Source organism: Bacteroides gallinarum DSM 18171 = JCM 13658 (assembly GCF_000374365.1).
Taxonomy (GTDB): domain Bacteria; phylum Bacteroidota; class Bacteroidia; order Bacteroidales; family Bacteroidaceae; genus Bacteroides; species Bacteroides gallinarum.
Genome location: NZ_KB894127.1, coordinates 20,369 through 46,173 on the forward strand (window position 1 = coordinate 20,369; position 25,805 = coordinate 46,173).

The following is a 25,805-nucleotide window of genomic DNA, read 5'->3' on the forward strand; positions in this document are numbered from 1 at the left end:
TATAGAGATGAGTTCGGATATGTAACAAAGGTTTCGATTTAAACCAAAGTTCTTAGCCAATAACTCATAAGAAAAAAATGTTATTAGAGCATAGTAGATAAGCCGGCGCGGTCCTTGAATATTTTTATCTAGAATTTTAATCATACTTACATATTAACGGCTCTTTTCATTATGTAAATAGCTTTAGCTGTTTTACTTGCCAGCCTATAACCAATATAATGGCTTAATTTAAAACGTAGTTTACGTTCAGCTAAAGCTTCTTTTGATGCCCATGTTACAGAGAAATGATGTATGCTATAAGTATTATCAGTAAGGAATAGCATTCTATCTGTTATATTAGATAGAGGACAAAAATATTCAGCTGAATAAGCGATACCACCATTAAAACGTTGTGTTTTTCCATTGTCAATCAGTCCATTTTTCTTAAGTATTTGTGTTTGATAACGTGGACACGCAATGAGATTTAATGAACCATCAGTATTATAAAAGCTGAGTTTTTCATAAAGCTCAAGCATTTGTTTTAATATTTTATGTCCGCTAACAGAACCGAAACCTAATCCAAAAGCTACTGATTGTTCTATTACTGCACTTTTTTTGAACATTAATGGATCACGGCTTTCAAAGCCGCAAAACATTTCTTCAGAGAGCAATGGATTGAATGATTTTATAACTTCTACATCTGTGTCCAAGTAAATTCCACCATATTTATATACTACGTCTATGCGACAATAATCTGATACGAATGCCCATTTTTTTTCTTTATAGGCATCACTCATATACTGATTTTTATGTACATTATAATTACTTTCGTCCCAGCGTTTAATTTCATAGTCAGGGAGATATTTATGCCATGATGCTATGCATTGTTTGACATCGTCTGGTTCAGGATTTCCACCGAACCAACAATAATGAATAATTTTAGGTATCATATTTGTATAAGCTGATATTTTAAATCAATATTTGAGTAGTTTTTTAGATAGAGTAAATAATCCACAAGCTAAACATAAATAGCCACCTAACCAACGTAGACTGCGAGTTTCACAGAATGCAGCTCTTTTATTATATTTCAGTAATTCTATCCAGACCTCTTTATTTGAAACCACTTTATACATGTAACCTTCGGATAAGATACTTAAGCGCATTTTTCTTTTGTCAGATTCAAAATCTTTAATTGTTAGACTTTTGCATAATTCTCCATAGAAAATACAACGCATTTCATAAGTTCTACGAGTGAAATTATGAGTAATTGAATTTTCATTCATTACATAATGGTAGAAAGCCTTGGATAAATAGGCTGTTTTTATGGGATATTGGTACAATTGTATCCATGTGAGTAAATCTTCACAATGGTCTATGCCTGTGGTGAATTTTATCCCGTGTTTGTTGTAACAAGCTCGTTTTACGAGCTTGTTCCAACAACTACCATGTAGTTGTTGGAACAAGCCATGTAAAATGGATATGTGGTCAAGTGCATCAGGCTGTTGTTCAACATATTTTTCAGTGTTTCCATTATTTGTATAAAAATCACATATAACTACATCTGCGTTTTCTTCAATTGCTTTGTTGTAGAGTTCTTCTAGCATAGTAGGCTCTACCCAATCATCAGCATCTGCATGTATGATATATTCTCCTTTTGCGTTATCTAATCCTATCTGCCTAGTTGCACTCACACCGGAATTTAGTTTGTGAAATACATGGATGCGGTTATCTTTTATTGCATATTCATCGCAAATAATGTTTGAGCAGTCGGTACTTCCATCGTTGATAAGTAATAATTCAAAATCAGAGAATGTTTGAGCTAGTATACTTTCTATCATCCGTGATAATGAATTGGCTGCATTGTAAATAGGAAGAATTACTGATATTTTCATTTATCTTTTTTATGCTTGATTTGTTTATGCTTATTGATTTTTGTTAGGTATCTTATCTTCCAAGCATAAGCTTACTCAGATTGGTACATGGGTAATAACTTTGTGAATACCAATACATGCAAAAACGATTGCAATGTTAATAGAACCATATATACCGAATTCAACAATGCCGGAGCAATGGTTAGTTATGCTATCCCCTTTGTACATACTGTGAGTAAAAGTGATTACATTCTGTAGCATTTTAAATAAGAGAAAATAGTGTAAGAAATATATTTCAATAGTATTCTGTTTAATAATTTGCAATATTGTGAAAATCATGTATTTGTGTTTGCATGGGGTAAACGTTGAAATCTGTTTATTGTAAATGATTTTGAAAAAAATATCCTTTACAATAAAATAGGCGGATAGACCACTGTTATACTGGTTACCAATAAGGAAATATAAATGCAGAAGGTTTGTTAAGGCTGATGTTTCGCCATATCCTACACAAAACAAAAGAATATGACTATATATTACAATAAAGTCGCAATTTCTCGTAGAACATCAATATATAATAATCGTTGTTTCATTGTCATAAGTTGTTAGTATCTACTTTTGGGGTGTCTTATAGAGGAAAGTATATTTCAGTAGTTTTCTTATAGCCTCCGTCAAAAGTTGAATGTATTTAAATGTTTATTTGGGGGATTTAGATGGTCATCGGTAATAAATTCTCAAATTGGTATAACCTAGTATAACATTTTGAAGAACTCGTGTAAACATTCCACATAACGTTTCATGACATATAGATATAGGAGTTACTAATTATTCATTACGTGGGAGATATTTTACTTTTCTAAAACGCCCTACAATTTTTTGTTGTACTAATATGCGTGTTTCTTTATTGAGAGCAAAAATATACATAATTGTTATAGTACAAATTACGGATAGGCTACAAACCGCTAGAAAACGGATAGCTCCATCTTTCATGTTGCAATGAATCCAATATGGAATGATACATGATAATCCGATTAAAAAATATGTTTTTAGGATAACTCTTTTTAAAAAAGCAAATGAGGGAAAACCGACATATTTTCTTATAATCCATAATGTAGTGAAAAGTCCTAAAAACTGAGGCATTACATTGACTATATAGGTCATTATTGGATTAAATCCCAATTTCAAAACAAGGTAAACGAGCGGCAAGACAATAATGGGAGTTGTATTGGCTATTAAAGCTAACTGTTTAATATGTCCAGATGCCATGATACCTCGATCAATCATGGTATATGAGTTGACTATAATAGATGAAATCATTGTAATTTTAATAAACTCAGATGTATATTGCGGAACTTCTTTCAGCCAAAGTTTAAGAACATAGTCTATTTCTAAAAAAATGGGAACTGCTATGATTGATATAAGAAAGAGGGTATACTGTGTAATATTGAAAATGAGTTGTTCAAAGTGTTTCCGGTCATTACTACCATAATACTTTATAAGTTGTGGCTCTGCTGCAATAATGAAACCATTTACAAATATATTGATAGTTGTGGTGACTGTTGCAGCTAAACCGCGGGCAGCATTTACTATTGTGTTGAAAAATATATTCAATAAAATAGATAGCCCTTGACTATTGGTTATTTGTAAAATACTGGAAATGGTGGACCAGCCGGAAAAGTGAATCATTTCTTTGAAAAGCGCATTATCTATTTTGAATGAAAATGAACATTCTTGAAAGTGTCGTAGGCAGTAAATATGATAAATAATAACATTTGTGACACATAGAACTAATAATAATGCTGAATAAATGATGAGTTTGTCTCCCGGAATAAATACTAACAGGAAAAGTATCATTACTTTAGCAATTACATCAGAAATGCTCATAATAGCATAGATGTTAAACTGCTCATGTGCTGTTACTGCAGCTGTATAGGGCGTTTGAGTTATATTGAGGAATACGCTTAGTACAGAAAACTGGAAAACCCAATTAGCAGCAATCATTCGGGTTGGATCGATATTAAGTTTCGTATTAAGAAACCAAATACCTATGGTCTCTAGCAAAATAACAATAAAAATGCCTGCAATTAAATGAATAATAAAGGCGGTAGAAAAGGTACGTTTCATGAGCTTTGCATTGCCTTTTCCAAGGTTTAATGCTAAAAAACGTCTGGTTCCTGTCTGTAGAATGCTATTTAGTATAGTAAACAGTGATACAAATCCTCCTACGACGTTGTTCACTCCATAATCGGACGCACCGAGTTTTTCGAGTACAATACGAGTTGTGAAAAAACTAAGTGCCATGATAACGAATTGTCGTATATACAGATAAACTGTATTTCTAAAAATTCGTTTATTGTTTTGTTCCATATTTATAATTTCTATTTTATTTTCAAATGGAAATGCCTGTTCAAACGATTCTTGATTTTCTGCAGGTATTTTTTGTAATAAATAGAGGGATGGTTAGAATGATAAACAAGAGTGATTTTAGATATTGGAAAGTTATCTACAAAAGCATTTGGCCGTATTATATAACTGGATACATTATGAGTTTTGGTGGATATCTTTCGTTTATAAAAGTGTGCATATAGAATAGGCCTATGTATAATATAGCCATTTTGATTAATGCCGACAGCAAATAATTCCTTTTCTTCCTTTTTATATATTACGTTAGAAAGTTCTTCTGCGGGTCTACGAATCCAAAAAGGTAATCGTTTTATATGCCTTTGGTAATCCATGTTATTCTTATATATGTCTATGTGGTTATATGCATCTGTAAAATCTATATAAGATATACTTGGACTCTCAAAACATCTTCTTTCGGGCATATAACCACTCCAAAAGCATTCCGGATACATTTCGTAATATCTGCCTGCTACTCCGTATGGGAGTTCGTCAAACCATTCATTTTGGGAACTTCGAAATACATCTTGCCAATATATTTTACGCCAAAGTCCTCTTGCGGTTTTCCATATCTTTTCATATTTAGGATCATTTACGCGCTGTATATGAAAATGTCCCATTCCCAATAAATAGTCATAACGATTAAGTAGTTCTTCTGTTAAAAAATATCGAATATTTCCAAAGATGAGGTCACAATCGCAATACCCCCAAAAGTCATATTGAGATACGTATTCAGAAAAAATATAAGGATATATGGGTCTAAAATCACAGAGTTTATATGCTTTTTCAAGATAAACTTCAAACCCTATATATTTTTCGATACGTTGTTTTATCTCTTGCAGGGTTGTTTGTACTATATAAATATTGGAAGAAGGTGATTCTAACTTTTGGTCTGTTATTATTAAAAAATTTACAGTGCTGTTTTGGCGACAACTTTCTAGCCAAAAAGGAAACATTTCAGGGAACTTACCGAAATATGGCAATATTATCAGTATAGTGTTCATTATTATTTTCTCTTGAACTTTATAATTTGTAGTTTTCTATTATCTGATGAAGTTAAAGTAGTTACAGAGCAGGAGGACGTAGCAATAACTTTTTAATTAATTCTTTCATTATTCCTATTTTTTCGTTTTGTGTATCGATTGGATATGGAAGAACGTTTCCAATATTAGATGATATTCTTGTATAAAATATTTTTGTGTAAGGGAATTAGTCAACTATCCTGTTCTTAAAAACTGTTGTTCTATAATAGATTGGCTGATATGAAATATATTTATAGTGGTGTAGTTCCAATTGTGAATAAAGTTTTTTGCTGAAAACATATGTTTTGTGTCTTTTGTTCAATTGCTACTGTAAGTCCGGGCTGATCATTTACTCCTTTTTGATGTTATAAAAATAAATATTTTTTATTAGCATTTTTATATTTATGTGTCAAAACAATAAGGCCATTTTTTAATACCTACCTTATGTAATATCTTTTTTGTTTTATTTTTTAACGAAATCCATTTTCCTTCATAATTTTTGGAATAACCATAATCTACAATACCCCAAGGCGTCATTTTTGCGTATTTATGATAATATTTTTTTAATGGAAAATTACAATCTCGAAACCAAGGCTTGCAAGCATCAATATAATGAATAATGATGGTTTTGTTACGATAGTTTTTTATGTCTTTTTTATATTGTATCGGTATTGCAAGTTGATGATGCAACCAATATAGTTGCATCATATTCCATTCGATAGATAACTGGTAAATATGTCCCTGACATATTTTATTGATAACATCTTGTTCTGCAAATTTGATAATATTTCGATTAGCAGGGTCATTAAAATAAGAAAAACATTTTTCTCGGATTTTATCTTTGCGCCATTTTTCCAAATTGAAGTACATTAGACCACCATTACCATAAAAGCCATCTTGCGGGAGGGAAAGTCTTTTTTTATGTTGTTCACATGCTGCTTCATCCGGAGCTGCGGCTACATAGTAATTATTCATGTTAATTTTTTCCAAATCTTGGATACTATTTATGCAAATCATATCTGCATCCATATAAAGCATTAATTTGATATTAGGAAAGAGGTCTGCTGCATATAGTTTAAGTGAAGGGAAAATACCCCAATGTCCACAGATGGACAAATCAATCTCTAATTCTTGAGAATTAATTATTTTGATGTCAAGTTGATGATTATATTTTTTTATTATCCAAATTAGCTTTTCTTCGTTTGTTTTAGAGATATCAGTAGCCAAAAGATGTACAAAGAATTGCATGTTTGAATTGTTTTCGAATACAGAAATAATAGTTGCCGCTACATGCGGAACATAACTGTCATTGGTAACATATAAAAGATGCATATTAAGAACTTGATTTTATAAATGAAAGGCAAGAATTTATTAATCTATTAGCAATATTTTCCCAACCTGTTTTTACTTTGGGAAAATTGTTTCTATCTATTTTTTGTTTTGTAAGTGTATTTGTTAAGTGAAGGCCATCCCATGTTATAGTATTAAATAGATTAATAAGACCTCCGAAGCGGTCTGTGCTATATTTACTGTCATTAGTATTTTCTACAAAAATAACAGGCGTTTCAAGCCCTGTACATGGGAGTGCACAGTGGATTCGTGAAGTGATGACACAAGAGGCTTCAGAATAGCATTTTACCAAATGCTCGGCATACTTCATTTTTTCTTCTTGGCTAGGATATTCTTTTTGAATATTGTAATTATATTGATTGATATATTCTGCATTAACTAGCATATCATAGTCAAATATTTTACTATATTCTTTGAGAAAATAAGCATTATAAAAATCAGCTTTTATTCCTTTCTCATTTTTTTTAGTAGATATTTTTTTTACCGCTTTATAATGTGCGAAAAGATATAAAAAGGTTTTGATAGATATCCATTTATGGTGTTCTATAAGTCCAGCTTCACATGTGTAAGGTTCTACAATATAAACTTTGTTATTCCGCTTTAGGGATTTATATTTATAACCTAATGTTAAGGTCATACATCCTGAAAAATAAGCATCTATCCCTTTGGACTTTAGTAATTTAACGCTATTCGTATCACGACATCCAATGGGTTCGTGTTGTTTGAAGTAGTTAACACTTTGAGTGTTTAGAAATTCAGGTAAACCGCAGCGATTGATATGAAGAGCCACAAAAAGTGGGTGGATATTAACTGCAGGTGGCCAATTCTCTGGATGATTCATATACCAACCATTCATAATTATTGATATTGGTTCATCTGTATAAGAATTTAATTCCGTTTCTCTTTCTATGTATGCATCAACTTTGGGAAGGAATTGGCGCGAAGCTAGTGCTTGTATATAATCTCCTATATTAATTTTCTCATCAACTCCTGTGCTGACAGCTAAAATTCCATATTTCATTTATTTTATAGAATAAGTTTTGATTATGTTATTTTTTAGAAGTATCTGTTTATTTAGTGGTAGATCTTCTATTTATTAGGTTTTAATAAGATTTTCTTGAAAATATTGATTTAAATATTCTGAACTAAAAAAAATAAAATATTTGTGGCTCTATATAATTGTCTTATTTGTCCGTTGTTGACAATAGAATATTATGGTAGCAAAATAATATCTTTTCAGTTAGATTTGTATCAGATGTTTATATTGTACATAATTTCCTATTAGGAGAATACAGAACTTTTATAGGTTATTGGAGGAAAGATAAAGGAATACTACTAGTAATATTTGTATAATTACATCGTTTTATCGGTACAAATTAGTACGCTACGCCCTCGCCCCTCCCAAATCATTGAGCAGGCGAAAGCAGTAGCAATTGATAAATGCGTGGCAAAATTACGAATTAACTCGCAATGCGCCAAAGTTTATGGAGAAATTTGAATGACATTTTTCTTTATAAATCCGTAAAAAACTTAGTCTTTCAGCTTGGGAAACAAGAGTGTTACTCCTTCCCGATAGATGCGTTGGGCGTTTTCCGGTGTGGTGAACTCTTCGAATGCGCTCAGAATGAGCTTGTAGCTGTCTATCTCATAGTTATGGAGCCCTTTTTTATGTTTTCAAGATAGTTTTGCTTCATGTGACAGGTGGAGCGGAATGCTTCTCTTGGGATACCAAGCTGTTTCAACTCTTTTTTGAGGAATGCACCGAATTCCGGATGATTGGAAATGAATCTGTTCGATTTCATAATAAATCAGTTTTTAGTTAATTAAATAAAAATGTTTGATTTCTGTACCCGCTATGTGGGTACAGGCAATGTGGGTACAAAGGTATATCTTTGCAACAGTTTTTAAAATAATTTAAAACAGAATGCTATGAAAGCACATAAAACTACGCTTTCCGTACGGGAACTGCAAAAGACCATAGGGCAGTGGAGAAGCCGGAAAATCACGGACTCTACCGTTGCGAAACTCTTGGAACTGCTGTTGGGGATGACTGCCTATATGAATGAGGAGGCGGTGTACCCCGTGGAGAATTTCTATGATATCAGCAAGTCGCTGAAGTTTAAGAATGCACGGTTTCTGGTGGAGGCAGTCCGGCAGAGCGGAGCGTTCGGTATTGTACCCGGCGATAATGTGTACGGGATGAGCTCGTTCTATTCCTGCCTTTGGAAAGAGAAGGAGAAAGTGGATGATGCTGCGGAAACTTTACCGGTAACTTTGCCGGTAAAATTACCGCAGGGGGATATATATAATATATATACTATACAGGATAATAAGAATAATATATCCTTCGGAAAGATATCTTCCGCGGAAAAAAGCCTGGAAACCGCACGGAATTTCTTTCATCTTATCAATGGGAATCCGATACAGAAGGCACAGGTCTTTACGCCGCTTATCGACCGTTTTCAGCAGGAGGAGGGGGTGACACGCGGAGATGCGTGCGCTAATTTGGTGTACTTGGTGAACGAACTGCTGGTTCCTTACTTTGCCGGGCAGGAACGCTTCATGAAATCTACCTACGCCGGACGCTTGTGCTGGCTGAACAATCTGCTGAAATCTGCCGGCGGACAACGGATGCAGAAGGATGCCGCAAATGCCGGAAGGCAGAAGCGCTTGCAGAGTCTTGCCGATATGCGGGGCGAACAACGCAACAATCATCCGCTCGGCGAGTTTGAATGGACGGATAAGGAAAGCGGCCTGCGCTTTTACGACGACCCGCTGGAAGGGGTGGTGAATATTCCGGATGATGCGCCGCCCCGTCCGGGGGCGAAGGCGGAGTGGAACGTGCTGAGCAGGAATTGGGGAGAGGAGAGAAATGGGGAATTATGAATGAGGGGTGAAGAAATTACGAGTGAAGAAGTGGGGAATTATGAATGAGTGATGAAGAAATTACGAGTGAAGAAATGAGGAATTGTGAATGAGGGGTGAAGAAATTACGAGTGAAGAAGTGGGGAATTATGAATGAGTATGAAGAAATTACGAGTGAAGAAATGGGGAATTGTGAATGAGAGATAAAGAAATTACGAGTGAAGAAATGAGGAATTATGACTGAGAAATGACGAAATTACGAATAAAGCATTATGAAACCATTTTATTATTTGAGCGATTTTCCTGAGCGTAGAAACGTTGGGAAAAATTTTGTGGCGGAGTGCCCCAAGTGCGGGAAAAAGCATCTTTCCATTTCACGTGAGACGGGGTTGTATCACTGCTTTTATGCGGGGTGCGATTTTCACGGGAAGTTGAAGGATTTTTGGACAGAACGGAAGAGGACAGGGTGGCCGGATGAGGGGCGTCCGTATCCGGCAGGAGCTTCGCCGGTGGCAAGGAGGAGCTTCGGGAAAGGAGAGCCGGGCGGTATGACATCGGTATCGGCAGGCGGGGGAAATGCCGCGTTCGAGGTGTCGATGATTCCCGAGGACTACAAACGGCTGTCGCCTGAGATAATTGCCAAAATCAAACTGCTGACCGATGAGCCGGAGACGTCCGACCCCGACCAGCTTGCCGCCCGCCGCTACCTTGCCGATATGGGAATTTCGTTGAAAACGGCTGTCGATGCACGTGTGGGCTGTCTGATGCACCGCTGTTTCGGAGGTAAGGACGGCAAAGACGGTAAGAGCGACAAGGGCGAAAAGGATGAAAAGAAGGCCGTGGGGACGATGTATCACTGCATCGCTTATGTGAATTACATCAACGGGCAGCCCGTCAATGTGAAATACCGTTCGTGCGATGTTTCCGCTTCCGGTTATACCAAATGTTGGAGCCAGGAGTCGCCCACCACGCCTTGCCCGCCTTATAATATCGACTGCATCAATCCGTTGCGGATTTCCGAGGAGAGCGTTCCGCGCCTGATTGTTACCGAAGGTGAAAGGGACGTGCTGACCTTGAACGAGGCGGGGTATCCATACGTTATCAGTGTACCCAACGGTGCGGCAAGCGACCTTGCCAAAGGGTTCGAGGCTTTCCGTCCCTGGTTAGACCAGGTGCAGGAGCTGGTGATTTGCGGCGATTGTGACCTGCCCGGAAGAACGCTTGTGAAACATCTTGCCGACTATTTCGGTACGCGCTGCCTGTTCACCGTGCTGCCCGGCGGTTGTAAGGATATATCCGATGTGCTTGTGATATACGGCGCCGATGTGGTACGCGAGATTATCGGCTCGGCGTGTCCGCACCATACGTCGGACATCATTACCGTAAGCGAGCGTGCGGACGAGATTATGAATGTGCTGAATGGCAATTACGACCACGGTTACGATGTGGGTTACGGTCCGCTTACCGACCATGTGTTTCATCCTACCGACCAGGGCGGGCTGATAATCGTTACCGGAAAACCCAACTGCGGCAAGACGGACTTCCTGAACGACCTGACCTACCGTCTTATGGCCAAGACGGGGCGTTACGTGTGCTACCTCTCCTTCGAGGTTCCCGACAAGAACAAGCACATGGCGAACCTTATCCGCCTGGTGCTAGGCAAGGTGAACACGGCGGCATACACCCGCGGGCAGTTGCAGCCTATCGTCTCTTTTCTGGACGGGCACATGGTGCACCTGGACTTGCACGAGGTGTCGCCCACGCCCGCCAATATCATAGAGCGTGCGGAGCGGGTGAAACGTGCCGTGCCGCTGAAGTATCTCATCATCGACCCGTACCTTTTCATGGAGGTGGAAACTGGGCGTTACAACACGGAGACGCAGGCTATCAAAGCTATGCTGACGCAGATGCAGGCGTGGGGGCGTAACAACGGTATCTGGGTGATTATCGTGGCGCATCCCCGCAGCCTGAAAAAACTGAACGGAAAGAACGAGTTGGAGGAGATAGATATGTACACCATTTCGGGCAGCGCCAATTGGGCGAACCTTGCCGATTTCATCTTTTCCATAAGCCGCATCGAGCAGCCGGACAGAAGTTATACCCGGCTGGATATGCTGAAGGTGCGCGACCAGGATTTGTGCCATACGGGGAGTGTGCTGTTTGTGAGGCAGCCGTGCGGGCGGTACGACGAGCGGGAGTCCGAGGAGCAGATAATGACCGAGATGCAGGGGAAAGTGCTGGATAAGGACAGGCTGCCGTGGGTGGGGCTGATAGCTCCGTGAGCTTGCTTCTGAAAGGTCGGGAGGGCGTTTCCGAGATGCAGGGAGCTTGATTTTGAAGCGCAGGGGGGGCTTCCGAAACGCAGGGAATTTACTTCCGAAATGTCGGGAGACAGCTTCCGGAATGCCTTGGGTTTTAGGCTGAAATGCCCGGTGTTTGCCTCCGAAACACCGGGCATTCGGCTTTGAAACGCCGGGTATTTTATTTTTACGGTTCTCCTAATGCTTCTACGATAACGTGTACCTGAATCGGGGTGTAGCATTTGGCATTAGGAAGCATGCCGGTGGCGGCGAGTTGTTCCCGGAGTCCGGGTTTGAAGGCTATCCAGCGGTTGAGCTTGCGGACGGCGGCTTTGGGCGTGATATAGGGACTGTAAAGCATTGCCAGTTCGCTTTTACTGTAACTGCGGGGAGTGAAAGAGGATTTTTCCATTGTTTTTACGGCTTGTTTTATGATGTAAAGTTAGTGATAATTAGCGGGTTGTGAAAGAAATGACTGCGGTTTATCGCGTCGTAAGGTGTCGAAAGTAGCTGAAAGCCGTTTTATGGCGCGCGATGATGTGCGAAAGAGCCGAAAGGGGCGGGGACGGGTAGGGGAGGTGCTATCTTTGTATTGTCAGTCAGGAGAAAGGGCCCTTCGGGATTGAGTGATTAATGATTAGTCGTTAGTGGTTAGCGATTAGTGGTTTATGATTAGCGATTAGTGATTAATGATTTATGTATTAACAATTAAAAAACAGGAGAATTATGGCAAATGCATTGGTGGTGCGTACACAGCGCTACAAAAAAATCGGAGACAAGACCTCTCCGTTGGTTTATACCTTGAAAAGAAAAACGCGTGACGCAAAGATGTATGATTTGAAGCGCATCGCGGAAGAAATTGAGGCTTTGGGGAGTATGTCGGCAGAGGATGTGCTGCATGTGGGTAGGGCTATTGTGAGAAATATGCGCGAAAAACTGACCGACGGAAACAGTGTCCGCCTGGATGATTTCGGTATTTTCCGCACTTCGTTCCACTGCGTGGCTACGGAAAACGCCAAGGATTGTACGGTGAAAAACATTGATAAGGTGCGGATTAACTTCAAGGTTGCCACTACGTTGAGGCTGGTGAACGACTCGGTTGCCACCACGAGGGGAGCTGCCAATAACATCACTTTCGAGCTGGTGTCCGATGATGATAAAACACCGGGCGGCAACGGCGGCGGAAATTCTGGCGGCGATGAAGAAAATCCGTTGGGATAAGGAATCGGGAATGATAGGTTGTGAATGGTGAGCCGGAAAGGTTATCAATAATAAGGAATATGCCGGCGAATGGTGAGTTATGAATGATAAGTCATTAATGATGAGCCGGAAAGGTTATCAAGAATAAGGAATGTGCCGGCGAATGATAAGCCATTAATGAATAATTATGAGTTATAAATTTTAAATTGTCGAACTTTAAAAAAGAAAAGGTATGAGTAAGAGCAAAGGTTTTTGGGATACGATTTTGAAGGTGGTGATTGCGGTAGCTTCGGCGGTGCTGGGTGTGTTCGGAGCAAATGCGATGCCCCTCTGAGGTAGCGGGGATGCGTGCAATCAATCTGATAGTAATTCATTGTAGCGCCACGTGCGAGGACAGGGCGTTCACCGAACAGGCGTTGGAGGCTTCCCACCGGTTACGGGGATTCGACGGCACGGGGTATCACTTCTATGTGCGGCGTGACGGAAGAATCCTGACAACCCGCCCGGTAAGCAGGGAGGGGGCGCATGTGCGGGGCTACAATGCTCACTCGATAGGCATCTGTTATGAAGGCGGGTTAGACCGTTACGGAAACCCGAAAGATACGAGGACAGAGTGGCAGCGACATTCGCTGAGGGTGCTGGTGAGAGCGTTATTGCAGGATTATCCCGGTTCCGGGGTGGTGGGGCATAGAGACCTCAGTCCCGACCTGAACGGAAACGGGGAAGTGGAACCTATGGAATGGACCAAACAGTGTCCCTGCTTCGATGTGGGGAAAGAACGCTGGTAGCAGGATGCTGAAAAGGCTGTAAGATGACAAGTGAAATCATCGTACAGCCTTTTCTTTTTGTTGCTTTACCTTTTGCCCCTCTTTTGTTTCTTTTGTCTTTCTGTCCACCTTCTCCACCTCTTTATCTTTCTGTCTTTCCATTCCCTGTCCCTCTTTGTCCTTTTTCTCGACAAAGCCAATAGGCATATCCACGTGTGCACATCCCAGCATGTCCAGGCGGATAGCGACTTTGCTTTTCCCGTCTATTGTAATCAGCTCGCCTTCCAGCCCTGCAAGCGGGCCTTTTATGACTTTTACGGCATCGCCGGGAGCCAGCGGGGTGCTGCACATCTCCACCGCTTCGGGGCTGTAGTCGAGCATGAAGCGGAACTGTGCCATTTGCTCGTCGGGAATGACGGCGGGCGTGCTTTCGCCGCGCAGCACCATATACCGGCTGACGGCTTGCAGGCTCAGCGGAAGCGGGCGTTCCTGCGGGCTGACGTGTACGAATATCATCATGGGAATCACCAGCCGGTCTACCCGCTTGCGGCGGTCGCTCCATTGGCGGATTTCGCTCTGGACGGGCAGGTAGCATTCGATACCCATGGCGGAGAGCCGTTGGGCGGTCTTTTTTTCGAGACACGACTGTACGTAGGCTACCAGCCATTGGCGCGGTGCGGGGTGAGTATGTGCTTCTATGTGATTCGTATTCTGCATAGTTTTTGTATTCGGTTGGTTAAAAGGTATGCCCGGCGGCAGCGCTCTGCCGCCGCAGCATACCAGCAAACAAACAAAAAATAAGCCCGGAAACGAGGACAGTATTCCATGTAGAAGTTACCCGGACTTATGGGGTATATAGTTTATCGGGTGTCGGAATCGTTTCCATACCCGTATCCGTATCCATATCCGTATTTTTTACCGTATCCGTAATACCTGCCGTACTTGCCGTAACCGTAGTAATAGCCGTATTTCTTCTTTTTCATATCCAGCCCGTTGATAACGGTGCACAGGTTGGGCAGGCGTTTGCTGTTGTACAGTTCGTTGATAAGCCGGTAATCGTTCTTATGCGTATAGTCGGCACGGCATACGTAGATGCTGGCATCCGCCACACGGGCAATGAGCTGCGTATCGGTAACCATGCCGATAGGGGCGGTGTCCAGCACGATGTAGTCGTAATCCTTTTTCAGTATTTCGATAGCGTCTGCCAGGGACTGGCGCGCCAGCAGTTCCGTAGGGTTGGGCGAAATGGCTCCTCCGGGCAGTATGCCCAGGTTGGCGGACAGGTCGGAGGGCAGTATCATGGAGCGCAGGTCGGTGCTTTGGGGAGCCGACAGGTATTGGGTGATGCCCCGCTCCTTGTGGGGGATGTGGAACACCTTGTTCAGCCCCGGTTTGCGGATATCCAGCCCCACGATGACGACTTTCTTGCCCAGCAGCGCCAGGCTGACCGCCAGGTTGGAGGCGATGAATGTCTTGCCCTCGCCGCTCATGGTGGAGGTAACGAGGATTACTTTCTTGTCCGGGTCGCCCAGGATGAACAGCAGGTTGGTACGTACGCTCCGGAATGTTTCCGCCATGATGTCGTTGTCGTTCTCGCGGACGGCAATGGTATGGGTATGCCCGGTTTCGGGCTCTGTAAGGGGGATGTCGCCGATAATGGGTACATCGGTAAGCCTCTCTACATCGGCGCGGCCTTCGATACGGAAGCTGAGCAGGTTCATGATGTAGATGACCGCCACCGGAATGCCGATGCCCAGCACGAATGCAATCATGTAGATTTTCTTGCTTTGGGGCGATACGGGGAGGTCGTCTGCCAGCGCGTCGTCTATAATCTTGGCATTATTGGCGGTAGCGGCAAGCGCGATGTTGTTTTCCTCGCGCTTTTGCAGCAGCATGAGGTAAAGCCCTGCCTTGATTTCCTGCTGGCGCTGGATGCTGACGAAGCGGCGTTCCTGGGCGGGAGCGTTGCTGATGCGTCCGGCGTATTTACCTGCCTGGCGGTCGAGGTCGGCTTTGGTGATGAGCAACCCTTTGCGTACGCTGGCTATGCTGGTGGCAATGCTGGCACGCATGTCTTGTATGTTGCTGTCGAGCCGCCGCACAACGGGGTTTGCCTCCGAGGAGGTGCGCAGCAGGCGGTTGCGTTCCAAAATCAGGGCGTTGTATTGGGTGATGAGCCCGGAGAGGGTGGCGTCATCCAGTCCCACATTGGCGGGGAGAGTGGCGTTTGCGTTTTCCGGCTTCTGGATGTATTCGGAGAGGTATTGAATGAGGTTGAGTTGCGTACCGTTCTCCACGCAGAGTTTTTCGTAGGCGGATTGTTCGCTGACGGCAAGCTGGGCATCGCTACTGAGGTCGGTAAGTCCTGCCTCGCGCTTGAAACTTTCGAGTTCCTGCTCCGTAGTGCCTAATTCCTGATTGATGACAGAGATGCGCTCGTCGATGAAGCGGGCGGTATTCTGGGCTACTTCGTTCTTGTCGTTGTTGGTATTCTTATTGTATATCTCTATCAGCTTGTTTATGAAATCCTCGCCCCGTTTTTTGTTCGTGTTTTTAATGGATACGGTGGCTACGGAGGTGGTTTTGCTGGTAGGCTCGATAGACAGTACGTTCCGGTAGCCTTTAGCTACGGACAGGGGATTGACGATGCTTACTTCTATGCTGCCGCTGCCTTTGACGGGTGCTGCGGGGTTGGGCATGAAGGTAATCGTACCCGTTTCGCCGGGCAGGACGGCGGGCAGCTCGCTGAAGTGTTTGCTGAAGGTATTGCCGTTAATGGTTGCCGTTACATCCGCTTCTTTGTCGGAATGGAGGTTGATATTCAGGATGATAGGGGCGCTGAGACGTTCGGCGTCTTCCGGCGGGAAGTGTACGAGTACGGGTGATGTTCCGTATAAGTCCGTATTGCTGAAACTGCCTTCGCCGGAATAGTTGATGTACAGCCCCAGTTCGCTAACGACGTCCTTGATGAGCGACTTGCTGCGGAGAATTTCTATTTCGTTGTCGATGTTCTTGGAGGAGGACACGATGCCGAGGTCTTCGAACGCGCTGAGGTCGCTGCCGGCATTGCCGCCTTTCTTATCGTCTTTGATGATGATAGATGCGCTGATGTTATACACGGGGGTGGTGGTCTTTAGGTAGAGCCACGCACACACCAGGCAGGTGATGACCGAGGCTATGAACCACGGCCAGCGGATGATGTATTTGAATAGGATAGCCTGCCAGTTTGTTTTGTCCTCTTTTTCTTCGAACTGGTCGTCGTATATTTCTTCTTTCACGTTTGCTAAGTATTAAATATTAGATATTTGCTGTTGTTGTCCGTCCGTTCTCTGTCTCCTCTATTTCGTGATTGCGATGATAAGGCTTGCCAGCGATACCAGCGAGCCTACTACGGAGAACCAGATAGTGGTGCTGCTGCTGATATTGGAGGTTTTCGCCTTGGTTTTGTTGGGGGTGACATACAGAATGTCGTTTTGTTGCAGGTAGTAATAGGGAGATTGCAGGATGTCCCGGTCGTTCAGGTTGAGTGTGATGATTTCACGCTTGCCGGCATTGTCCTCGCGAATAAGCTTTACGTTGTCGCGGATGCCGTAGATAGTCATATCGCCCGCCATGGCAAGGGCTTCGAAGATGTTGACTTTTTCGTTGGATATGGTAAAGGTTCCCGGACTGCCTACTTCGCCGATAACGGAGATTTTATAGTTGACCATGCGCACGGTGACGATAGGTGTTTCGCGGAACTGGGGTCTGAGCTTGTCCTTGAGGTATTGCTCGGCTTCGCCTTTGGTGAGCCCGCCCAGGTGAATGGTTCCCAATACGGGAAAGTCCACATTGCCGTCGTTGTCTACCAGGTATTGTTGCAATACGGGTTGGGAAGTGAGGGATTTGACGCCGGTATTGCTTACGGGGGTAGCCACAGTCAGGTTGAAAGGCTCTGCCAGCTCCGGTTCTTCGGGACAGCTCACCACGATTGTCAGCAGGTCTTTCGGCATGATGCGTGCGTCGTATAAGGTCGTGCCGCAGGTGCTGGTATCGGCTATTGCAGCTTGCCGGAGGGCATCCTGCAAATAGGGTACTTTTTTGTAACTTCGGCATCCGGCAAGCAGCAGCGGCAATACCAATAAGATAATCAGACTTCCTTTTTTCATGTGTTTATGATTTTAACTCTCAACTCTCAATTTTCAACTCTTAACTCTCAATTCTTAATTATCAATTCTTAATTCTTAATTCTTAACTTTTAGCTCTTAACTTTTAACTTCCAACTTTCAACTCAATAGGCTTCTTTTTCTCCCTTTACCGCATTTTTCACGGTTTTGTAGATGATGTACAGGTCGAGCATGAATGTCCAGTGTTCCAGATACCAGATGTCACGCTCTACACGCCCTTCCATTTGCCATAGTTCTTTGGTTTCGCCGCGGAAACCGTTGATTTGCGCCCAGCCGGTAATACCGGGCTTTATGAGGTGGCGTACCATGTATTTGTCTATTAGCTTGGAGTATTCTTCGGTATGCTTCAGCATGTGCGGGCGCGGCCCTACTACGGACATATCGCCCAGCAGGACGTTAATGAACTGCGGCAGCTCGTCGATATTGCTTTTACGCAGGAAGTTGCCCAGGCATGTTTTACGCGGGTCGTTCTTCGTGGCCTGGAGGTTGTCGCTGTCTTTGTTGACGCGCATGGAGCGGAATTTATAGCACCAGAATTCCCTGCCTTCTTCACCGCTGCGCTTCTGCTTGAAGAATATGGGACCGGGAGACGTTATCTTGATAGCGGTTCCTATGACTATGAACAAGACGGGAAACAGGGTGCACAGGAAGAGCAGGGAGAAAATGATGTCGAACAGGCGTTTGAGCATCCGGTTCTCCGGTTGTGCCAGCGGTTCCCGGCGGATATAGAGTACGGGTACGTTTCCCAGCATTTCCAGGTGCATGCGGCGCTTTAAATATTTGCGCACGTTGGGCACGCTGTAAAAGTGCATGAAGTGGTTTTCGCAGTAGTTGATGATAGGCAGTATTTCCTTGCTGTATGCCGATGTCAGCCCGCAATATACCTGCTCGATATGGCTGGAACTGATGTAGGGGATTACCTGCTCCGGAGTACCCAGGTAGGGAAGGTGCGACGGGTAGAGGCTGGAGGGGCTTTCGGCGAAATAGCCTATTACCCGGTAGCCGGAGGTGGGGTCGCCGGTCATTTCGTGGTGAAGCTCCACCATGTTGCTGCCGTCGCCTACCAGTATGGCGGTGCGGGAGTTTCCGCCCGAACGCCGGTATAGCTTCAGGATATGCCTAAATGTCAGCCTGTAAACAATAAGGCATAGCAAGAACGATACGTAGAACAGGGTGAAGAAACGGGCTGAAAGCGTTCCGAAGTTCGCAAGGCTGATTAGGCTGATGAATACGAAGGCGTGGAGGAAGGTGCTGTGAATGGCGCGCATGATGATGCGGTCGGGGCGTACGATGCGCTGGTGCAGGATAACGCCCTTAGAGTAGTTGCATACGATATAGACCAGGTTCAGAAGCACCAGCAACTGGGGCAGGGAATTACTGAAAGCAGCTCCGAGCGTATTGCTGTCCAATGTATGATATAATGCTATGAAGATAGCATTGAGTATACATAAATCGCCTGCAATAATGATGCATTTGATAACTTTGTTAAAGCGTAGAACCTGTCTCATACCTTCCGTAATGTGTTCTTATCCAGCTTGTTGTATAACAATGTAATGGATGCTTCGAACTGCTTTTTTCCTATTTGTCTGTTTTTTCTCTTACTTACAAGGTAATGGAAAGAAAAAGTCTCTTACTTACAAGGTAAGGGAATGGAATAAAACGGTGAAAGAAGCGTTTTATAATGACAGTTAGAGGGGAAATGACGCAGGGTAGGTATCTTGCTGAACTGCTTGTAGTTTTGTTATCACACTGGATAATTACCTATGGAATATGAGAAATAAAATAGTTGGTATATATAAATATTTTTTATGTGCAGAAGATGTTTTATACCTTTTTATAGCTATTTACAATAAGTATTATCAAATAAAAAATACATATTTTTTTGTTAGTATTGGTGAAATTTTTTATACCTTTGCCCCCGTGAGAAAACATTCCCTTACCTTGTAAGTAAGAGACTTTTTCTTTCCATTACCTTGTAAGTAAGAGAATGGAGTTTTTATAATACACATTGATTCTCCGATAATATTAGTTTACACTTTATTTCTTCCCCTTTCCTTTTTTCCCTTTGTCGTGAATCGTGGATATTACTTTTCTGTTTGCCTTGCTCATCGCGTTGTTGTTGAAAGAGGCGAGATATACATGCGTTACCTTCTCGGAACTGTGCCCCAGGCCTTCGCTAATCATGGCGATAGCCACCCCTTCTTCTTTGGCTGTGGTTGCCCAGCTATGGCGCGCCACATAGGAGGTAAGCGGTACATTCAGGCGCAGCATCTTGGACAGTTGGTGCAGGTGCTGGTTGTAAAGGCGCAAGGCGCTTTTGTATTGCCGGTATCCTTCGGTTCCGGCAGATGAGAGTATGGGCAGGAGATAGGGGGATTGGGAATGTTTGTCGGTGTACTTGTTCAGGATATCGGCGGCATAAGGCTCGATGTAGACCGATAGCTGCTGGCGGGTTTTGCGGCGGTAGTAATAAATGGTGTTGTGCTTCATGTCCGTTTTGCGGAGATGAACGAGGTCTACGAACGGAATGCCTCTGAGGTAGAAGCTGAGCAGGAACAGGTCGCGGCTGAAGCACAGGTTGGGCTGCCCTTCCAGGTTCAGTTGCGAGAGGCGCCGTATGAGGGTGGGCGAGATAGCCCGCTTGATAGTGGGCTCGTATCCGGTAAACACGAAACGAAACAGCTCGTCGGCGGATATCGCATCGGGGATACCTTGCTGATGTGCCTGGTTGAAAATGGAGCGTAGCATGCGCATATAGGCGGATATGGTGTTGTGGCGCCTGCCTTTTTGGAGCAGGCTTTCTTCATAGTTTTTAATCAGCCCGGTGGTGAGGTCTTTGAAGGTTAGGGGGATATCTCCGGTGAACTTCCGGAAGCTGTTGATAGCGCTGGTGTACAAATTGGCTGTGCCGTAGCGTCCGGCACTCTTGGCTTCTTCGATTGCGTTTTGTGCAAAAGTGTATATCGTTGTCATAATCTGAAATTTAAGGTGAATAATATGCATGATAACAAGTTATCTCAAAAAAAGATTTGGGATAAACGCATACTTGAATATAGAATAAGCGAATATTCTATACGGATTCAGATATGACCGGTTCGGGCAACCCCGCAGATTGTCTTAGAGTATGCCCGAACGCACTCTGCTCAGTGTTTCGGGGGTCATCAGCAGATAGGAGGCGATGTGGGACAGGGGAGCGCGCTTGATGACTTCCGGCTGGTGGTGCATCAGCAGGTTGTAGCGCTCGCGTGCCGTCTGGAAACGCCAGGAATCGGCTTTGATTTGTGAAACGATAAGGGAGTATTCGAGCATTTTACGGTAGAACATATTGATTTCCCAGGATATTTCGGTGAGCTGCATCAGCTTGTCGTAGGGCAGCAGGTAGACAATACTGTCCTCGAGGGCTTCAATCATGAGGTGGGTGGGTTCCTTTTTCAGCGTGCTTTCGATGCAGATAACGATACAGCCTTCATAGGAGAAATGTTCGGTGACGTCTTTGCCGTTTTTATAATAGAACTGGCGCAGCATGCCTTTGCCTACGAATACGATGTTATGGCTGGTTTGTCCTTCTTTCAGCAGGAGTTCGCCTTTCTCTACTTCTTTACGTACCAGGATTTCTTCGATTTGGCGTCTGCCTTCGGGCGCCATGCCCGCATAGCGGGAGTTAACAGCAACGTCTACTGTTTCTTTGAGTAATGTATCCATAACAGTCATGCCGGTTGGGGTGTCATTTAGCGGGGCAAAGATAGCGAATATCGTTGGAAAAACCGCATAAAATCGGCAGATTGCAGCGGTTAATTTGAGTATTCCATTTTATACATATCCAAGCCGTCCGCCCAATAATCTTTTTTAATCTCAAGCAGAACAAAGCCTTGTTTTTCGTAGAACTTATAAACCAGTTGCGAAGTGCGTACTGTTATTTTCTTTATGCTACTGATACTTTTAAGCTTTTCTATCCTATGGTTGAGCAATTTTGTTCCCAATGATTTTCCTTGATAAGCAGGATGAATAATATCCCAACTTATTTTTCCTGTCGTCATGTTGTCCGCAAAATTTATTCCTCCACAACCTACAAGCATTCCGTCAAATAGCAGGACATAGTAAAGCTCCGCTTCTTCGTCTAAATACCTGCCCAAATCCGCTTCTTCTTTCACGGCGAAATACTTCGGAATGTTTAATCTTATCAAATTCATTACGGCATTCCTGTCAGTCGGGCAATATTCCCGAATTATGATATGGCTATCCATGTATGACTTTTTTTGTTTTATATGGATGCAAAGGTATTTATTCTTCTCGGTAACAGAAACATAAAAGCCGATATAATCTGCATTTTCTTGTCTCTCTGTTCCGATTGCTTCGTTCTGCATAGATTTGCGTATCAAGGTTTTATTTTTTATGCCGCAGCTTTGCCCCGATGTCAAATCTGTTGCCGGGATTGTTTGTCGGCGGCATAGAACCCGGCAAAACTTATAGCAGAAAAGGAAGAATTCATCCGTGTGGGGACTGCCCTCTACAAGATTGTGAACCAGCCCCGAATGGACGGTGGTTGTGTAAAGAAACGTATCGCACGGAACGCCGAAACTTTGCGGCAGGACTACGGCGAGGGCACATGGCAACCGTACCGAAGTATGACGGTTTCTGTACCGTGCCAGCCCATGTGGACTATAAGCCCGTAATCGGCAAATCCCTTAACTTGTACGAGCCTATAAGCCGTTTCCGTACAAGGGGATTTCTCCTGCATCCGTTATATATTCCGTTGGCTGAGATAATGCTTAGAGTAGAGGCAATGTAACTGTAAAATCCGAATCGGACTTCCTGACTTTTATACACTTGCCATGAATGCGGTATTGTTCTTCCAAATTTTTCAGCCCTACCCCGTTCTTACTTACAGTGCTTCTAAGTTGCAGGTTATTTGTTACTGTTATGTGCTCTTTGTCGATGTGTATGTCTATCCTTAAAGGAAAATCCCTTGTATTTATATTATGCTTCAAAGCGTTTTCAACAAGCATTTGAACGCTTGCCGGAACAATATACTTGGTTAAAGCTTCTTTGTTACACGTCATGTTGATAAACAGGGTTTCCCCGAAACGGATTTGCTCAAGATAGATATATGCATTTACAAAGTCAAGTTCGTCTGGCAGAGGTACTTTGTTTTCTTCCTGCGTGGCAAGCAGATAGCGGTACACGGACGAAAGTTTCTTGGTAAACAAGTTCGCTTTGTCGGCATCCTGGTATGCCAAGGCAGAAAGTACGTTCAGGCAGTTGAACAGGAAATGCGGATTGACTTGCCTCTTGAGATTTTCGAGCTGATATTTCGTTTTTTCTTTTTCAACCACTGCCAGCCGGACTTTGTTTGCAAGAAACAGGTTGTTGTAGAAGAATGCTTCGATGATAAGCACTATCATGCTGTTCAATAGCATCACGGGTAGCAGGTGCTGCAATATACCATTTAGTCCGTAAGGTGTAATGGAACAGCTTATGAGATAGAAGGTGAGGAACACGATGCCTATTGTCAGATTGGAAACAATGACATTAGTCACTATGGATAGTGCATCTGTATTTTTTTGGCGTTTATGCAGGAATGACACGATTTTATAGTCTGCATATCCGATGAATATGCAAAACGGAATGTTCAAGGCGAAATTAAGCAAGATGACTTTACCCTGAAAAGAGCCTGCTAAAACCGAAAATGTGGCGATACAAGCTATCAACGTCAGAACGGCAAGCAAGGCAACGCCCCAAAACATTCGTTTTCCCTTCATGTCGGCAAATGTGTTAAAGACCGTCCAGCCATTTGAGAAAGCCATCTGCACGGCTGCGGCTCACGATGATTTCCAACGGGCAATCCGGTGAAAGGTTTACCAGCAAACGGCCACCGAAAAACTTTGAGACTTTCCTGACTGACTTTATGTTGGCAATGCAACTGCGGGACACACGGAAGAAATCGTTATGCCCGAGCATCGCTTCCAATTGTTCTAAGGAATAGTTTATGATGTAACGTTTGCCTTCAAATGTATGCAGGTAGTTGTATTTTTCCTCGCTGTAAAAGAATGCGATATTTGACGTATCCACATATCGGAACGTGTCACCTATGGAGATAAGGAAACGGTTTTTCTTGACACTCCCAAGATATGTTGTCGCCAAAGAATGGTATATTGCTGATGCAGGATTGGGCAGATTGTTCGTTTCAAACTTCACCAGGGCTCTTTCCAAATCTTTCTCCTCGATAGGTTTCAACAAATAGTCGATACTGTTTACGCGAAAAGCACGCAACGCATATTCGTCATAGGCAGTTGTAAAAATGACAGGGGTATTTACAGATATGTGTCCAAACACATCAAAGCACAATCCGTCCGACAGACGTATATCGATAATCAGCAAGTCCGGCACAGCATTTCTCAATGCGAAAACCGCATCCTTCACGCTGCTGACCCATGCTTGCAGGTGATAACTGGGACGGAGGACTGACATCATGCGTTTCATTTCTTCATATGCAAAACGCTCGTCTTCTATAATCATGTAATCAACCATATTGCAAATGTACGCCAATTCTGTCTTTTCTGAAATTATTTCCGGTTAGAACCCGTATTTGAAACCTGCCTTGGCATGGAACGTACAGCCAAATCTCCAGCCGCCGTTACCTTTGAAACTGCTGGTGAACCCTTTGTAACTTCGGTCGGACACTTTGACCGAATGAAGCAGCTCTGCGCCCACAGCCACATATAGGCATGACTTACCACCGACTTTCAGTTCCGGACTGATGTAGGTTCGCATTCTTGTAGCGCCATATATTTTATATTTCCCGTTCCGTTTGACCACGGCAGACGTTCCGTCCATGTCTATGGGTACAAGTGTAAGCCTGAATTTGTGAGAGAATGTCTTTGACACAGAGGCTTTTATACTGCTTGCTACTTCCACATTCACTTCATACAGCCCTGTCATGTTCCATTTTAGAAAGCCCATGGGTATAATAAGAGGAACTCCGTATGAGTTTGTCAGCCCCGCGCCTATTCCGATATCCAGATTATCTCTCAACTTATAAGCGAAAATGACCGCGCCGTTTGCCAATATGCTCTTAAAAGAGATGTCATTCGGTATCGCATATAACCCGATGCCAAATGAAGTCATCATATACCATTTTGAGGATATGGGGCGCAAATGTGACACATTAAAACTCAAGTTCAATATGTCATTCGGATTGACTTCCGCAGCCATGCCTTCATTATTCATGTGGGAAAACATTCCGTTGAGTGTGCCCGACCATATCGTCGGCTGTTTTTTTTCGTTTTGTTTCACAGAAAATGGGAATGTGTACCTGCCTTTGAGTTGCCACATATTTCCAGCTCCTAACTTTTCCCCGCCTTCATCTTCCATGAAATTCCTTGAGGGCGTGTGAACAACCTCCACATAACCTTGCCCATAAACATTTATGGCTGTAAATCCTAAAACTATTAAAATCTGTATTTTTCTCATTTTGTTTTTTATGCAAAGGTAAAGCCGCTCCGTAATAGCGGAAAGCGATAGCTGACAAGGTGTAAAATGGAAAGGATGGGCTTCAATATGGAGTGGATGAATTTCTTTCTGATATGTTTTGTTTAGGTAACTATATATTGCCTTACAGTGTGAATCCTTGTTAAGTAGTAGGGTATATGAAAATATAAACCTTCTATAAATCGTGTAATCATTTATAGAGGGTTTTGCTGTAAGATAGTATATAGTCACCTTTGTTTAAATGAGAAATGCTGTTGTTTGCTTCATTCTTTTTTTATTTATGTCTTTATGTCTTTATGTATTTATGTATACACAAGAGTTACCTAAACAAGCAAAGCGATACAGGGCACTGCAATCAGGACGGTTGTCGATTCATTACCTAATAATGAGATAGTTTTTC

General features: G+C 42.9%; 22 protein-coding genes and 2 pseudogenes. 6 read left to right on the forward strand and 18 right to left on the reverse strand.

Features of this window, described 5'->3' with window-relative positions; genetic code table 11:
- Positions 1-146: 146 nt before the first annotated feature.
- The 7 genes from C233_RS0108945 to C233_RS23595 all read right to left on the reverse strand — a co-directional run bounded on the left by C233_RS0108945 (position 147) and on the right by C233_RS23595 (position 8,421).
- Positions 147-929, reverse strand: coding sequence for a glycosyltransferase family 32 protein (locus C233_RS0108945; RefSeq protein WP_018667266.1), 783 nt, complete (start codon positions 927-929; stop codon positions 147-149).
- Positions 930-953: 24 nt separating this feature from the next.
- Positions 954-1,871, reverse strand: a complete 918-nt coding sequence (locus C233_RS0108950) for a glycosyltransferase family 2 protein (protein WP_025069132.1) — start codon at positions 1,869-1,871, stop codon at positions 954-956.
- Between the two features lie 801 nt (positions 1,872-2,672).
- Positions 2,673-4,214 carry a lipopolysaccharide biosynthesis protein gene (locus C233_RS22530; RefSeq protein ID WP_018667269.1) on the reverse strand — a complete coding sequence of 514 codons (1,542 nt, stop codon included), beginning with the start codon at positions 4,212-4,214 and terminating at the stop codon, positions 2,673-2,675.
- An 11-nt stretch (positions 4,215-4,225) separates the two neighbouring features.
- A complete protein-coding gene (locus tag C233_RS23240; RefSeq protein WP_018667270.1) occupies positions 4,226-5,251 on the reverse strand; it encodes a DUF6625 family protein in 1,026 nt (341 codons plus the stop codon).
- Between the two features lie 420 nt (positions 5,252-5,671).
- The gene (locus C233_RS0108970; RefSeq protein WP_025069134.1) at positions 5,672-6,601 is read right to left on the reverse strand and encodes a glycosyltransferase family 8 protein; all 930 of its coding nucleotides are present in this window, start codon (positions 6,599-6,601) and stop codon (positions 5,672-5,674) included.
- 1 nt (position 6,602) lies between these two features.
- Entirely contained in the window at positions 6,603-7,640 is a 1,038-nt protein-coding gene (locus C233_RS0108975; RefSeq protein ID WP_018667272.1) for a polysaccharide pyruvyl transferase family protein, read from the reverse strand.
- 619 nt (positions 7,641-8,259) lie between these two features.
- The gene (locus C233_RS23595; RefSeq protein WP_025069135.1) at positions 8,260-8,421 is read right to left on the reverse strand and encodes a hypothetical protein; all 162 of its coding nucleotides are present in this window, start codon (positions 8,419-8,421) and stop codon (positions 8,260-8,262) included.
- A gap of 127 nt (positions 8,422-8,548) precedes the next feature.
- Here C233_RS23595 and C233_RS0108985 point away from each other — a divergent pair, with 127 nt between their 5' ends.
- Together C233_RS0108985 and C233_RS0108990 are read left to right on the forward strand one after the other, a co-directional pair.
- Positions 8,549-9,505, forward strand: a complete 957-nt coding sequence (locus C233_RS0108985; RefSeq protein WP_018667274.1) for a hypothetical protein — start codon at positions 8,549-8,551, stop codon at positions 9,503-9,505.
- Between the two features lie 251 nt (positions 9,506-9,756).
- Positions 9,757-11,766 (forward strand): DnaB-like helicase C-terminal domain-containing protein, encoded by a 2,010-nt coding sequence (locus tag C233_RS0108990; protein ID WP_018667275.1) that lies wholly within the window; start codon positions 9,757-9,759, stop codon positions 11,764-11,766.
- A gap of 205 nt (positions 11,767-11,971) precedes the next feature.
- Here C233_RS0108990 and C233_RS0108995 read toward each other — a convergent pair whose 3' ends face one another.
- Positions 11,972-12,196, reverse strand: a complete 225-nt coding sequence (locus C233_RS0108995) for a DUF4248 domain-containing protein (RefSeq protein WP_018667276.1) — start codon at positions 12,194-12,196, stop codon at positions 11,972-11,974.
- 314 nt (positions 12,197-12,510) lie between these two features.
- Here C233_RS0108995 and C233_RS0109000 point away from each other — a divergent pair, with 314 nt between their 5' ends.
- The 3 genes from C233_RS0109000 to C233_RS0109010 all read left to right on the forward strand — a co-directional run bounded on the left by C233_RS0109000 (position 12,511) and on the right by C233_RS0109010 (position 13,772).
- Entirely contained in the window at positions 12,511-13,005 is a 495-nt protein-coding gene (locus C233_RS0109000; protein WP_018667277.1) for an HU family DNA-binding protein, read from the forward strand.
- 211 nt (positions 13,006-13,216) lie between these two features.
- Positions 13,217-13,318: a smalltalk protein gene (locus C233_RS24075; protein ID WP_018667278.1), complete on the forward strand. Its 102-nt coding sequence runs from the start codon at positions 13,217-13,219 to the stop codon at positions 13,316-13,318.
- A 10-nt stretch (positions 13,319-13,328) separates the two neighbouring features.
- A complete protein-coding gene (locus C233_RS0109010) occupies positions 13,329-13,772 on the forward strand; it encodes an N-acetylmuramoyl-L-alanine amidase (protein WP_018667279.1) in 444 nt (147 codons plus the stop codon).
- Positions 13,773-13,925: 153 nt separating this feature from the next.
- Here the strand turns inward: C233_RS0109010 and C233_RS0109015 are convergent.
- From C233_RS0109015 to C233_RS0109045, 7 genes and pseudogenes are all read right to left on the reverse strand, one after another.
- A pseudogene (locus C233_RS0109015) lies at positions 13,926-14,468 on the reverse strand (UpxY family transcription antiterminator); the annotation flags it as partial.
- A gap of 143 nt (positions 14,469-14,611) precedes the next feature.
- Positions 14,612-17,029 carry a GumC family protein gene (locus C233_RS0109020; protein ID WP_018667281.1) on the reverse strand — a complete coding sequence of 806 codons (2,418 nt, stop codon included), beginning with the start codon at positions 17,027-17,029 and terminating at the stop codon, positions 14,612-14,614.
- 60 nt (positions 17,030-17,089) lie between these two features.
- Positions 17,090-17,899: a polysaccharide biosynthesis/export family protein gene (locus C233_RS0109025; RefSeq protein WP_018667282.1), complete on the reverse strand. Its 810-nt coding sequence runs from the start codon at positions 17,897-17,899 to the stop codon at positions 17,090-17,092.
- A 122-nt stretch (positions 17,900-18,021) separates the two neighbouring features.
- Positions 18,022-19,425: an undecaprenyl-phosphate glucose phosphotransferase gene (locus C233_RS0109030; protein WP_018667283.1), complete on the reverse strand. Its 1,404-nt coding sequence runs from the start codon at positions 19,423-19,425 to the stop codon at positions 18,022-18,024.
- Positions 19,426-19,954: 529 nt separating this feature from the next.
- Positions 19,955-20,890, reverse strand: a complete 936-nt coding sequence (locus tag C233_RS0109035; RefSeq protein WP_018667284.1) for a tyrosine-type recombinase/integrase — start codon at positions 20,888-20,890, stop codon at positions 19,955-19,957.
- Between the two features lie 144 nt (positions 20,891-21,034).
- Positions 21,035-21,619 (reverse strand): Crp/Fnr family transcriptional regulator, encoded by a 585-nt coding sequence (locus C233_RS0109040; RefSeq protein ID WP_018667285.1) that lies wholly within the window; start codon positions 21,617-21,619, stop codon positions 21,035-21,037.
- Between the two features lie 89 nt (positions 21,620-21,708).
- Positions 21,709-22,161 (reverse strand): GNAT family N-acetyltransferase, encoded by a 453-nt coding sequence (locus C233_RS0109045; RefSeq protein WP_025068812.1) that lies wholly within the window; start codon positions 22,159-22,161, stop codon positions 21,709-21,711.
- Positions 22,162-22,383: 222 nt separating this feature from the next.
- On the opposite strand from C233_RS0109045, the pseudogene C233_RS23600 reads away from it, so the two are divergent.
- A pseudogene (locus C233_RS23600) lies at positions 22,384-22,659 on the forward strand (primase-helicase family protein); the annotation flags it as partial.
- Positions 22,660-22,686: 27 nt separating this feature from the next.
- On the opposite strand, the gene C233_RS0109050 reads toward C233_RS23600, so the two are convergent.
- From C233_RS0109050 to C233_RS0109060, 3 genes are read right to left on the reverse strand one after another with little or no spacing between them, the layout of a single operon-like run.
- Positions 22,687-23,721 (reverse strand): sensor histidine kinase, encoded by a 1,035-nt coding sequence (locus C233_RS0109050; RefSeq protein ID WP_244149063.1) that lies wholly within the window; start codon positions 23,719-23,721, stop codon positions 22,687-22,689.
- Positions 23,690-24,445 carry a LytR/AlgR family response regulator transcription factor gene (locus C233_RS0109055; protein WP_018667288.1) on the reverse strand — a complete coding sequence of 252 codons (756 nt, stop codon included), beginning with the start codon at positions 24,443-24,445 and terminating at the stop codon, positions 23,690-23,692. The genes C233_RS0109050 and C233_RS0109055 overlap by 32 nt, the downstream gene beginning before the upstream one ends.
- Before the next feature lie 45 nt (positions 24,446-24,490).
- The gene (locus C233_RS0109060) at positions 24,491-25,387 is read right to left on the reverse strand and encodes a DUF6268 family outer membrane beta-barrel protein (RefSeq protein ID WP_018667289.1); all 897 of its coding nucleotides are present in this window, start codon (positions 25,385-25,387) and stop codon (positions 24,491-24,493) included.
- Positions 25,388-25,805: the final 418 nt, after the last annotated feature.